Annotated in this window: 13 protein-coding genes; 12 read left to right on the top strand and 1 reads right to left on the bottom strand. The window is 64.8% G+C overall.

The genetic code is table 11. The features are described 5' to 3' along the window. Positions 1-16: 16 nt before the first annotated feature. The 11 genes from B059_RS0107045 to B059_RS0106995 are packed head-to-tail and all read left to right on the top strand — an operon-like array spanning position 17 to position 10672. Positions 17-823: a phosphatidate cytidylyltransferase gene (locus B059_RS0107045; protein ID WP_018077539.1), complete on the top strand. Its 807-nt coding sequence runs from the start codon at positions 17-19 to the stop codon at positions 821-823. Then, positions 820-2004: a 1-deoxy-D-xylulose-5-phosphate reductoisomerase gene (gene ispC / locus B059_RS0107040; RefSeq protein WP_018077538.1), complete on the top strand. Its 1185-nt coding sequence runs from the start codon at positions 820-822 to the stop codon at positions 2002-2004. The genes B059_RS0107045 and ispC overlap by 4 nt, the downstream gene beginning before the upstream one ends. Further along, positions 2001-3353, top strand: a complete 1353-nt coding sequence (gene rseP / locus B059_RS0107035) for an RIP metalloprotease RseP (RefSeq protein ID WP_018077537.1) — start codon at positions 2001-2003, stop codon at positions 3351-3353. Before ispC ends, rseP begins: the two co-directional genes overlap by 4 nt. Positions 3354-3360: 7 nt before the next feature. Further along, complete coding sequence (bamA, locus tag B059_RS0107030) at positions 3361-5661, top strand: outer membrane protein assembly factor BamA (RefSeq protein WP_018077536.1); 2301 nt, start codon at positions 3361-3363, stop codon at positions 5659-5661. 24 nt (positions 5662-5685) lie between these two features. Then, entirely contained in the window at positions 5686-6189 is a 504-nt protein-coding gene (locus B059_RS0107025; RefSeq protein ID WP_018077535.1) for an OmpH/Skp family outer membrane protein, read from the top strand. Between the two features lie 26 nt (positions 6190-6215). Beyond that, positions 6216-7247, top strand: coding sequence for a UDP-3-O-(3-hydroxymyristoyl)glucosamine N-acyltransferase (gene lpxD / locus B059_RS0107020; RefSeq protein WP_018077534.1), 1032 nt, complete (start codon positions 6216-6218; stop codon positions 7245-7247). Then, positions 7244-7687 (top strand): 3-hydroxyacyl-ACP dehydratase FabZ, encoded by a 444-nt coding sequence (fabZ, locus tag B059_RS0107015; protein ID WP_018077533.1) that lies wholly within the window; start codon positions 7244-7246, stop codon positions 7685-7687. The genes lpxD and fabZ overlap by 4 nt, the downstream gene beginning before the upstream one ends. Then, positions 7688-8464 carry an acyl-ACP--UDP-N-acetylglucosamine O-acyltransferase gene (gene lpxA, locus B059_RS0107010; protein ID WP_018077532.1) on the top strand — a complete coding sequence of 259 codons (777 nt, stop codon included), beginning with the start codon at positions 7688-7690 and terminating at the stop codon, positions 8462-8464. Next, a complete protein-coding gene (gene lpxB / locus B059_RS0107005; RefSeq protein WP_245538744.1) occupies positions 8461-9594 on the top strand; it encodes a lipid-A-disaccharide synthase in 1134 nt (377 codons plus the stop codon). The genes lpxA and lpxB overlap by 4 nt, the downstream gene beginning before the upstream one ends. Next, a complete protein-coding gene (gene rnhB / locus B059_RS0107000) occupies positions 9594-10220 on the top strand; it encodes a ribonuclease HII (protein WP_018077530.1) in 627 nt (208 codons plus the stop codon). Before lpxB ends, rnhB begins: the two co-directional genes overlap by 1 nt. Continuing rightward, positions 10217-10672 (top strand): DUF4149 domain-containing protein, encoded by a 456-nt coding sequence (locus tag B059_RS0106995; RefSeq protein WP_018077529.1) that lies wholly within the window; start codon positions 10217-10219, stop codon positions 10670-10672. The genes rnhB and B059_RS0106995 overlap by 4 nt, the downstream gene beginning before the upstream one ends. Here the strand turns inward: B059_RS0106995 and B059_RS0106990 are convergent, their stop codons facing one another. Continuing rightward, positions 10673-11068 carry a thioredoxin family protein gene (locus B059_RS0106990; protein WP_018077528.1) on the bottom strand — a complete coding sequence of 132 codons (396 nt, stop codon included), beginning with the start codon at positions 11066-11068 and terminating at the stop codon, positions 10673-10675. Here B059_RS0106990 and B059_RS0106985 point away from each other — a divergent pair. Beyond that, the gene (locus B059_RS0106985; protein WP_018077527.1) at positions 11067-12068 is read left to right on the top strand and encodes a sodium:calcium antiporter; all 1002 of its coding nucleotides are present in this window, start codon (positions 11067-11069) and stop codon (positions 12066-12068) included. The two genes, B059_RS0106990 and B059_RS0106985, sit on opposite strands and share 2 nt — an antisense overlap. The last annotated feature ends 18 nt before the right edge of the window (positions 12069-12086 follow it).

Here is a 12086-nt window from a genome sequence, read left to right as displayed (position 1 = left end):
TCCGGGCACCGCATCGATGACACCGCTCCTCAGCCGGGTGCTGACCGCTGCGATCCTGCTGGCGGTATTCGTGCCGGCAGTGCTGTGGGCACCCACATGGTTGTGGACGATCCTGATCGCCGGCGTGGTCGGTGTGGCGGCGCACGAATGGGCGCGCCTGAGCCATTTCCCCGCTTTGCCGGCGCGCCTCTATGCCGCGCTGCTGACCGTGTGCGCACTGGCTCTGCCCTACGTTCTGGGTACGCAATGGCCGATTTTCCAGAATGCCCTCATCCTGCTGGCGGCTGCATTCTGGCTGGGGGTCGCCCCATTGTGGCTGCTGGGGCGCTGGCATGCCGAACAGGCGTTTCTGCGTGCCGCCGTCGGCGTCGTGTTGCTGTTGCCCACCTGGGCTGCGCTGCTGTATCTGCATACACGCGGCCCCGGCGTGCTCCTGGCGGTGATGGCGATCGTCTGGATTGCCGACAGCGCGGCCTATTTTGCCGGGCGCCGCTTCGGCCGGCATAAACTCGCCCCCGCCATCAGCCCCGGCAAAACCTGGGAAGGGGTGGCGGGAGCGCTCGTCGCGCTGGCGCTGTATGCCGGCGTACTGAGCGGCACCATCGGCCTGCCGCTGCTGCCGTTGTTCGCCGCGGTGGCGGGACTGCTATACCTGTCGGTGCTGGGCGACCTGTTCGAATCCTGGATCAAGCGTGTCTCCGGGATGAAGGACAGCGGCGATCTGCTGCCCGGCCATGGCGGGATGCTCGACCGTGTCGATGCGCTGACCTCCACGCTGCCGCTCGCATCGGGCATCCTGATCTGGCTGGAGCGCACCGCATGAAGCCGCGCGTCCTCACCATTCTGGGCGCCACCGGCACCATCGGCGTCAATACGCTCGATGTGGTGGCGCGTCACCCCGGGCGATTCGAGATTTTTGCCCTGACCGGCGCAACGCAAGTCGAACGCATGGTCGAGCAGTGTCGCACCCATCGTCCGCGCTTTGCGGTGATGAGCGAGCCGGCGGCGGCGGCGGAGCTGCGCGCGCGGATTGCCGAGGAATGCCTGGCGGTCGAAGTACTCGAGGGCGCCGCGGCATTGACCGAAGTGGCGACCGCGCCCGAGATCGATACCCTGATGGCGGCGATCGTCGGCGCAGCCGGTCTGCCGGCCACTCTGGCGGCGGCCCGGGCGGGCAAGCGGATTCTGCTGGCCAACAAGGAGACCCTGGTGGTCTCCGGCCAGCTGTTCATGGACGCGATCGCCGCCAGCGGCGCCGAACTGCTGCCGATCGACTCCGAGCACAACGCCATTTTCCAGGCGCTGCCGCGCGACTTCGATGGCGATTTCCAGCAGGCCGGAGTGAAGGCGCTGTGGCTCACCGCGTCCGGCGGCCCCTTCCGCACCTTGTCGGCCGAAGCCATTGCCGCCGCCACCCCGGCGCAGGCGGTGGCGCACCCCAACTGGGTGATGGGGAAAAAGATCTCAGTCGATTCGGCAAGCCTGATGAACAAGGGGCTTGAGGTGATCGAGGCGCGCTGGCTGTTCAACGCGCGCCCCGAGCAGATCAAGGTGGTGGTGCATCCGCAGAGCATCGTGCATTCGATGGTCGAGTACGCCGACGGCTCGGTGATTGCGCAGATGGGTACGCCGGACATGCGCACGCCGATCGCCTACGCGCTGGGTTTTCCCGAGCGCATCGATGCGGGGGTGTCGGCACTGCAACTGATGGGCAGGCAGCTCAGCTTCGAGGCGCCCGATACCGCGCGCTTCCCCTGCCTGCAACTGGCGTTCGACGCGCTTGTCGCTGGTGGCAACGCGGCGGCGGTGCTGAACGCCGCCAATGAAGTCGCGGTTGCGCGTTTCCTCGAAGGCGCCGCCTCGTTCAACGCCATCGCCGCCAGCATTGCGCATACGCTGGGCAAGCTGGCGAACGGGGCGGCGCATACGCTGGACGACCTGCTCGAGGCCGACCGGCAGGCGCGCCGTGTGGCCGACGCGTACCTCGGACAGCTGCGCGCATGAGCCTGCTGCACACCATTCTCTGGTTTCTGGTCGCCATCGGCATCCTGGTGGTGGTGCACGAATTTGGCCACTACCTCGCGGCACGGCTGGCGGGAGTCAAAGTTCTGCGTTTTTCGGTCGGCTTCGGCAAACCCCTGCTCAGCCGCCGCTTCGGCCGCGACCAGACCGAGTGGACGCTGGCCGCCCTGCCGCTCGGTGGCTACGTCAAGATGCTCGACGAGCGCGAGGGTGCCGTACCTGCCGCAGTGGCGCACCGCAGCTTCAACCGCGCCACCGTGTGGCGCCGCATCGGCATCGTGGCGGCCGGGCCGGCCGCCAATTTTCTGCTCGCCACCGTGCTCTACTGGGCGCTGTTCCTGCATGGCCTGCCTGTGCTGAAGCCGCTGATCGGCGAGCCGCCCGCAGGCACGCCGGCAGCGCAGGCCGGCTTGGTGGCGGGCGACGAGATCCGCCGTGTCAACGGCACCGACACGCCGTCGTTCCAGGATTTGCGGCTGAATCTGCTGCGCGCGGGGGTGGCGGGCGGAGCGCTTGCGCTGGAACTGGCCGACGGCCGTAGCGTGCAGCTCGATGCCCCGCCGCTGCAGACCGAGAACCTGGAACAGGATACCTTGCGGCCGCTCGGCATCGTGCGCTATGAACCCGAGATCCCCGCGGTCATCGGCAAGGTGCTGCCCGATGGCGCCGCCGCGCGCGCCGGTCTCCAGCCGGGCGACCGGCTGATCGCCGCCGATGGCAGGGCAGTGGCGAACTGGCAGGGCTGGGTGCAGCTGATACGCCAGCATCCGGCCACGCCCTTGCATATCGAATACGAGCGCCAGGGCCAGCGCAAGGCGCTGAAACTTGATCCCGACGCGGTGGACGAAGGCGGCCGGCGCATCGGCAAGATCGGCGCAGGTCCGCAGGTCGACGAGGCGATGCTGGCCGCGCTGATGACCGAGGTACGCTATGGACCGCTCGAAGCGCTGGGGCGGGGCGCTGTCAAGACCTGGGACATGAGCGTGTTCACGCTGGAGATGATGGGACGCATGGTGCTGGGCCAGGTGTCGTGGAAAAACCTTTCCGGCCCGTTGACCATCGCCGATTACGCAGGCCAGAGCGCCGCGCTCGGCTGGATCAGTTTTGTCGGTTTTCTGGCGCTGGTGAGCGTGAGTCTGGGGGTGCTCAATCTGCTGCCTGTGCCGTTACTGGATGGGGGGCACCTCATGTATTATGTTGTCGAAGTTTTTACCGGCCGTCCCGTGTCCGAACGCGCCATGGAGATAGGCGGCCGGATCGGTATGGCGCTGCTGCTGCTGCTGATGTCGTTTGCCCTGTTCAATGATTTGCAACGCCTGCTAGGCGGATGAAACAACCATGACCCCGAATCGTCTCGCGCTCGCCCTCGCAGCCCTATTTGCCGTGCAACCCGTGTTCGCCGACGAGCCTTTCGTCGTCAAGGACATCCGGGTCGAAGGCATTCAGCGCACCGAGGCGGGTACGGTGTTCAGCTACCTGCCGGTCAAGGTCGGCGAGGTGATGACGGACGAGAAGACGGCGGCGGCGATCAAGGCGCTGTATGCCACCGGATTTTTCAAGGATGTACGGCTGGAAGCGCGCGACGGTGTGGTGATCGTCACGGTTGAAGAGCGCCCTTCGATTGCCAAGATCACCCTGAACGGAATCAAGGAGTTTTCCGAGGACGATCTGAAAAACGGCCTCAAGCAGACCGGCCTGGCCGAAGGCCGCGTGCTCGATCGCGCGCTGCTGGACAAGGCCGAGCAGGAACTGCAGCGGCAATACTTCAACCGCGGCAGGTATGCGGTGGAAATCAAGTCCACCCTGACGCCGCTGGAGCGCAACCGGGTCGCCGTGCAGTTCGACGTGGTGGAAGGCGATAGTGCCAGAATTCGACAGATCAACATCGTCGGCAACAAGGCGTTCAAGGAGAAGGAATTGCTGAATCAGTTCACTTCCACCACGCCGGGCTGGTTGACCTGGTACACCAAGAACGACCAGTATTCAAAATCGCGGCTGGGCGGCGATATCGAGGCCTTGCGCTCGTTCTACCTCAACCGCGGCTATCTCGAATTCAACGTCGATTCCACCCAGGTGTCGATCTCTCCCGACAAGCAGGGCATCTACATCACCGTCAACGTGACGGAAGGGCCGCAATACAAGGTATCCGACGTCAAGCTGGCGGGGCAGATGCTGGTGCCGGAAGCGGAATTGCAAAAACTCGTCACGGTGAAGCCGGGTGAGGTATTCGAACGCGACCGCCTCACCGAGACCACCAAGAAAATCGCCGACCGCCTCGGCAACGACGGCTATGCGTTCGCCAACGTCAACGCGGTACCCGAACTCGACAAGGACAAGAGCACGGTCGCTTTCACCCTGTTCGTCGATCCCGGTCGCCGTGTCTACGTGAACCGCGTCAACGTGACAGGCAACACCAAAACCCGCGACGAAGTGGTGCGCCGCGAGATCCGCCAGATGGAAGGCGCGTATTACGACGCCGAAAAGATCAGCCGTTCGCGCGATCGCTTGAATCGCCTTGGCTATTTCAACGAAGTCAACATCGAAACGCCGAGCGTGGCGGGCACCACCGACCAGGTCGACGTCAACGTCGGCGTGACGGAAAAGTCTACCGGCAACGTGATGTTGGGTGCCGGCTTTTCGTCGTCCGAAGGACTGGTGCTGTCGGGCTCGGTGTCGCAGAGCAACGTGTTCGGCACTGGCAACCGGCTGTCGGCGCAGATCAACTCGGGTAGCGTCAACAAGGTGTATTCGCTGTCGTTCACCAACCCCTACTACACCATCGACGGCATCAGCCTGGGCTACGACCTGTACCGGCGCGACATCGACGCAACCGATCTCGACAATGTCGGCGACTACAAGACTTCCACCTACGGTGCCGGTGTGCGCTTCGGTCTGCCGGTCAACGAACGCGACTTCATTTCCTTCGGCCTGACCTACGAGCAGACCTCGCTCACCACCAACCCGAGCAGCCCGACCATCTACCAGCTGTTCGAGCAGGAGTTCGGCAGAGACAACGATACCCTGCGTCTCGATACCTCGTGGGCGCGCGACACCCGCAACAGTTACCTGTTCCCGACCAAGGGCCAGCTGCAGCGGGTAGCGGCCGAAGTCGGCACCCCGGCTGGCAGCCTGCAGTATTACAAACTATCGTTCCAGCATCAGCAGTTCCTGCCGCTGAGCAAGCGCTTCACCCTGATGCTGAACGGCGAGGTGGGAATCGGCGGTGGCCTGTCGGGCAAGCCGCTGCCGTTCTTCAAGAACTTCTATGCGGGCGGCAACAGCTCGGTGCGTGGCTTCAAAAATGGCACTCTGGGACCGCAGGACCAGAACGAGGATGCGCTCGGCGGCGACAAGCGCATCCTCGGCAATGCGGAACTCTTCTTCCCGCTGCCGGGACTCAAGGATGACCAGTCGCTGCGCATGTCGGCCTTCGTCGATGCGGGCGCGACCTTCGGCCCCAACGATCACCAGGGCAGATACAAGGATTTCGCATTCGATGATCTGCGTTATTCGGCGGGCATTGCTGTACTGTGGGTGTCGCCGCTCGGTCCGCTTAAATTCAGTCTGGCGCAACCGCTGGTCAGCAAGTCGGGCGACAAGGAAGAAATGTTTCAATTCACCTTGGGCAATACGTTCTGAGGGTAGACCGTTACTGGAGTATTCATGATGAAAATCAAGCAGCTTGCCGTCTCCCTGATCCTGGCGTCCGCGTGTGCGGCCGCCCCCGCCCTGGCCAATACCAAGATCGGCTTCGTCAACACCGAAAAGCTGCTGCGCGAGGCGCCGCTGTCGGTTACCGCGCAGAAGAAACTCGAGCGCGAATTCGCCGCGCGCGACCAGGAATTGCAAAAGCTCGCCAAGCAGGCGCGTGACCTGCAGGCGCAACTCGACAAGGACGGCGTGACCATGTCGGACAGCGAGCGCAAGGCCAAGGAGCGCGACCTCGGTAATCTCAATCGCGATCTGCAGCGCCAGGGCCGGGAATTCCGCGAGGATCTCAACCTGCGCCGCAACGAGGAACTGGGACAGATTCAGGAACGCGCACGCAAGGCGATCCAGGACATCGCGCGCGCCGAGAAATTCGACCTTATCGTCGAGCAGGCCGTCTTTGTCGATCCCAAGAGCGACATCACCGACCGGGTGATGAAGGCCCTGGGCGGGAAGTAAGTCTGGCCGCGGAAAACAAGCACCCGATGACATCTACGCTGGCCGAACTGGTCGCGCATTTTGGTGGGGAACTGGTGGGAGACGGCGACGTTTCGATCCGTCAGGTCGCGCCGCTGGACCGGGCCGCGGCAGACGAAATCGGCTTCGTTTCGCAGAGCAAATACCTGTCCCAGCTGGCCGATACGCGCGCCGGGGCGGTGATCCTGCCGGCGGATGCGCGCGATGCCACCGGTCTGCCGCGCATCCTCACAGCCAATCCCTATCTGTATTTCGCGCGCGTCTCCGCCTTGCTGAACCCGCCGCCGCGCCCGCCGGCGGGCATCCATCCTGCGGCGACGGTCGCGCCGGATGCAGAGGTTGCCGCCGATGCCAGCATCGCCGCCGGCGCGGTCATCGGTAGCGGTGCGCGCATCGGCGCCCGCTCGGTGATCGGCCCCAACTGCGTGGTGGGCGATCGTGCGCGCATCGGCGCCGATTGCCTGCTGCACGCCAACGTCACCCTGTACCACCGTTGCGAAGTGGGCGACCGCGCCATTCTGCATTCGGGCTGCGTCGTTGGAGCCGATGGCTTCGGCTTTGCGCCCGACGAAGGGCGCTGGGAGAAAATTCCGCAGATCGGTCGTGTGCTGGTCGGCGACGATGTCGAGATCGGCGCCTGCACCACCATCGACCGCGGTGCGCTGGAAGACACGGTGATCGAGGAGGGCGTCAAGCTCGACAACCTGATCCAGGTCGCGCACAACGTCACGATCGGCGCGCATACCGCGATTGCGGCGTGCACCGGGATCGCCGGCAGCACCAGAATCGGGCGCCATTGCACGATCGGTGGGGCAGCGATGATTTTCGGCCACATCGAGATTGCCGACGGTACCCGCATCTCGACCAACACGCTGATCACCAAATCGCTGCCGCGGGCGGGCACCTATACCTCGGCGTTGCCGTTTTCCGAACACGAGGTCTGGCAGAAGAACGCCGTCCACATGCGCAACCTCGACAAGCTGGTGAACCGGGTCAAACAGCTTGAAAAACGACTCAATGAACTCGAAGGCAAATCATGATCATGGATATCGAGCAGGTGATGCAGTACCTGCCGCACCGCTACCCCTTCCTGCTGATCGACAAGGTGACCGAGCTTGAACTCGGCAAGTCCATCACCGCAATCAAGAACGTCACCATCAACGAGCCGTTCTTCAACGGCCACTTTCCCGGGGCGCCGGTGATGCCGGGTGTGCTGATCCTGGAAGCGATGGCGCAGGCGGCGGGGATCCTCTCGTTCAAGACCAAGAACTACGCGCCGGAAGAAATCGGCATCATCTATTTTGCCGGTATTGACGGCGCGCGCTTCAAGAGGCCGGTCAAGCCGGGAGACCAGCTGGTGCTCAAGGCCGAGATCGTGCGCGAGATGCGCGGCATCTGGAAATACACCGGACGCGCCGAAGTGGACGGTGCCTTGGTGGCCGAAGCCGAACTGATGGCCACCCTGCGCGACAAGCCTTAAATGATGAAGATCCACCCCACCGCGCTGGTCGCAGCAGGCGCCCGGCTCGCCAGCGACGTCGCGATCGGCCCCTACACGATCATCGGCGAACACGTCGAGATCGGCGCCGGCACCACGGTCGGCGCGCATGCCGTGATCACCGGGCATACCAGAATCGGTGAATGCAACCAGATCTTCCATTTCGTCTCGCTCGGCGAGGCGCCGCAAGACAAGAAATACGCTGGTGAACCGACGCGCCTGGAAATCGGCGACCACAACGTGATCCGCGAGTTCTGCACGTTCAATACGGGTACCGTGCAGGATCGCAGCGTCACCACCATCGGCAACCACAACTGGATCATGGCCTATGTCCACATCGCGCACGACTGCGTGGTGGGCGACCGCACCATTTTCGCCAACAATGCCTCGCTGGCGGGACACGCCGAAGTCGGCGACTGGGCGATCCTCGGCGGCTTCACCGGCGTGCACCAGTTCTGCAAGGTCGGTGCCCACGTGATGACCGGCATTTCCAGCGTGGTGTTCAAGGACATCCCGCCTTTCGTCATGGCTTCGGGTCAGCCGGCCGCGCCGCATGGCCTCAACAGCGAGGGGCTCAAACGGCGCGGATTTTCCGCCGACGCGCTGGCGGCATTGAAGCGCGCCTACAAAATTCTCTATCGCGAAGGCAACACGCTGGCCGAAGCGCAGGCCAAACTTGCGCCCGAAGCGGCGAGCCATGCCGAAGTGCAGCAACTGCTCGATTTTCTGGCACGCGCCGAGCGCGGCATCATCCGGTGATTGATCTGGGAGTGGTCGCCGGCGAAACCTCCGGCGACCTCTTGGGCGCGCATTTCATCGCTGCGCTGCAACAGGCTTACCCCGACCTGCGCGCAGCCGGCATTGCCGGGCCACGCTTGCAGGCGATTGGGGTCGAGGCGATCTACCCCAGCGAGAAGCTGGCGGTCAACGGCTACGTCGAGGTGCTGCGGCACCTGCCCGAACTGCTGTGGATCCGTTCGCGCATCGCCCGCTATTTCCTGCACCAGCGGCCGCGCGTCTTCGTCGGCATCGATGCGCCGGATTTCAATTTCACGCTCGAGGCCAAACTCAAGCAGGCCGGCATCCCTACCGTGCATTTCGTCAGCCCGTCGATCTGGGCATGGCGGCCCGAACGCATCCACCGCATCAGGCAGGCGGTGTCGCACATGCTGGTGGTGTTTCCGTTCGAAGAGCAAATTTATCGCGCTGCCGGCATTCCGGTCAGCTACGTCGGCCATCCGCTGGCCGACGTGATCCCACTGGAACCCGACACGGCAGCCGCACGCGCGACGCTGGGCCTGGCGCCGGGGCCGGTCATCGCGCTGCTGCCCGGCAGCCGGCTCTCCGAAGTGATGCGTCACGCGCGACTGATGCTCGATGCGGCGGTGCGTATCCGCCGCCACTATCCGGATGCGCAGTTCGTGCTGCCCGCCGCCAGCGAGGCGGCCGCACGGCTGATCCGGCAGGCGGCGCAGGGGCTGGATTTGGCGCTGCATCTTCTGGACGGCCAGTCGCACACCGCGCTGGCCGCATGTGACCTGACGCTGGTGGCGTCGGGCACGGCCACGCTCGAAGCGGCGCTGTTCAAAAAGCCGATGGTCATCACTTACCGCGTGCCCGCGCTCACCGCGTATCTGATGCGCAAGAAGGCCCTGCAGCCGTGGATCGGTCTGCCGAACATCCTGGCGCGCGATTTCGTGGTGCCGGAACGGGTACAGGAAGCCGCCACCGCGGACAATCTCGCCGCGGATGCCCTGGCCTGGCTCGACGATGCGCCGCGCCGGCGCGCCGCCGCCGACACTTTCCGCGCCATGCACCTGAGCCTGCGGCAGGACGCCAGCGCGCGGATTGCCGAAGCCGTTCAGCCCTATCTGGCGAGGAAGGGGTGATGCGGCGCCAGCCCGTCGTATTGCATCTGGGGCCGCTCGGGCTGTGCGGCGTCGACGAGGCCGGGCGCGGCCCGCTGGCGGGTCCGGTGGTGGCGGCGGCGGTCATGCTCGATCCGGGCCAGCCGATCGATGGCCTGCGCGATTCCAAGAAACTTGGCGCTGCCGTGCGCGAACGTCTGGCCGATGAAATACGTGCGCGCGCCGCCGCCTGGTGCGTTGCCGAGGCCAGCGTCGCCGAAATCGATCAGCTGAACATCCTGCAGGCTACCCTGCTGGCGATGCAGCGTGCCGTCGCCGGGCTGGGGCGTACGCCCGACGACGTATGGGTGGACGGCAACCGCTGCCCCAACTGGGCGTGGCGCTCGCAGGCGGTGGTCAAGGGCGACGACAAGGTGGCTGCCATTGCCGCCGCCTCGATCCTTGCCAAGACCGTACGCGACCAGTTCATGTGCCGCCTGCACGACGAATATCCCGCCTACGGATTTGCCCGGCACATGGGCTACGGCACCGCCGCGCATCTGGATGCATTGAAGATGCATGGCGCCTGCCCGCAGCATCGCAGAAGCTTCGGCCCGGTTAAACTCGTGCTCGATCACCCCACCCCGTTTGGAAAGGAAATCCCGTGACCCTGTCCCTGTTCCTGCATCTCCTGAGCGTCGTCGTCTGGGTCGGCGGCATGTTCTTCGCCTACATGGCGTTGCGTCCGGTGGCCGCCAGCGTGCTCGAACCGCCGCAGCGCCTGGCACTGTGGGCCGGCGTGTTCGGCAAGTTCTTTCCCTGGGTATGGGTGGCCGTAGCCCTGATTCTGGCAACCGGCCTGCATATGCTGATGAAGCTCGGCGGCGCCGCGGCGCCGCATTACATGCTGACCATGCTGGTGCTGGGTGTAGCGATGATGGCGATCTTCGCTCACGTGTTCTTTGCGCCCTACGGCCGGCTCAGGCGCGCAGTCGCGGCGCAGGATTGGAAAGCCGGCGGTGCCGCGCTGGGGCAGATCCGCAGGCTGATCGGCATCAATCTCAGCCTGGGGCTGGTGACGATTGCGGCGGTATTCCTGGGACGCGCGCTGGCGGTTTGATCAGGGCTCGCTCTGCGCGGGGGCTGCCAGCAGTGCGCGTACGGCCTGCCGGATGGCTTCCCGCCGCGCTTCGCACTGCAGCTCGGCATGAAACCGCCCGTCGCGGTAGAGGTACACCGTGGGCAGATGGAAGATGTCGAAATAGCGGGCTATCCCGGTGGCCTCGCTGACATCGACTTCATGGAATGCGTCGGCCATGTCGGCCAGCGCCTGCGGCAGCAACGTCTTCCAGGCGCGGCATGCACCGCAGTGCGGCGCGCTGAACAGCACCACGCCCAAACCAGACGAGGCAGCCAGACGGCGGTGAAACTCGCCCTCAGCCAGACGCGAAAAAGCCGGCAGGGCCGTGGCCGCGGTACTGCTAGAATCGCACTTTTCCCCCTGACTGGCGCTCATGCTGTTCCTCGAACTCCTCGGTTATCTGCTGCTCATCCTGGTGGCGGCGGAAATCTTTGTCAACGCGCTCGAACACCTGGGCGAGAAGCTGAATATCTCGGAAGGCGTGACCGGCTCGCTGTTCGCCGCCGTCGGCACCGCCATGCCGGAAACCCTGGTGCCGTTGCTGGCGATCTTCGCCACCACCGGCAACGCTACCACCAACGAGGAAATCGGAGTCGGCGCCATTCTGGGCGCGCCGCTGATGCTGTCGACGCTGTCGTTGTGCCTGATGAGCGTGGCGGTACTGAAGCGTCGTGGCCTGCTGGGCCGGCTCACGCCCGAGCGGACCGGCCTCAAGCGCGATCTGGATTTCTTCCTGATGGCGTTCGTGCTGGCCTTCGTCGCCATGTTCGTGCCGCACAGCGAAGGCTGGGTGCGCGGCGCGCTCGCCTTCGTCATGGTGATGATCTATTTCTTCTATGTGATGCTGACGCTGCGGGCCTCGGCCAAGCTGGTCGAGGAAGGCCACGCCACCGAAGCCGGATCGCCGATGCTGCTGAGCCGCCTCGGCCTGCCGCAGAACCTGCTGTTCATCGTGGTACAGCTGGCGCTGGGACTGGGGCTGCTGGTCGTCGGCGCCAAGGGCTTCATCCATGGCGTGGAAGAAGCCGCGCCCATCATCGGGATCTCCGCGCTGCTGCTGTCGCTGATGATCATCCCGATCGCCACCGAACTGCCGGAGAAGGTCAACTCGATCCTGTGGATCCGCAAGCACAAGGACACGCTCGCCTTCGGCAACATCACCGGCGCGATGGTGTTCCAGGGTACGCTGTTGCCCGCCATCGGCATCTCGCTTACGCCGTGGGCGCCGCAGAAGGAGGTGCTGCTGGGCGTGCTGGTCACCCTGGTCGCTGCGTTCTGGCTGCGCTGGGCGGCATTGAACGGCGGGCTGCGCGTGTGGCACTTGTTCGTCAACGGCGCCCTGTACGTGACCTACCTGAGCGTGGTGCTGGTGTAATGAAAACGGCGGGTTTCC

Origin of the sequence: Thiobacillus denitrificans DSM 12475 (assembly GCF_000376425.1) — a bacterium.
GTDB lineage: Bacteria > Pseudomonadota > Gammaproteobacteria > Burkholderiales > Thiobacillaceae > Thiobacillus > Thiobacillus denitrificans.
This window is presented reverse-complemented; position numbering and strand designations above follow the sequence as displayed.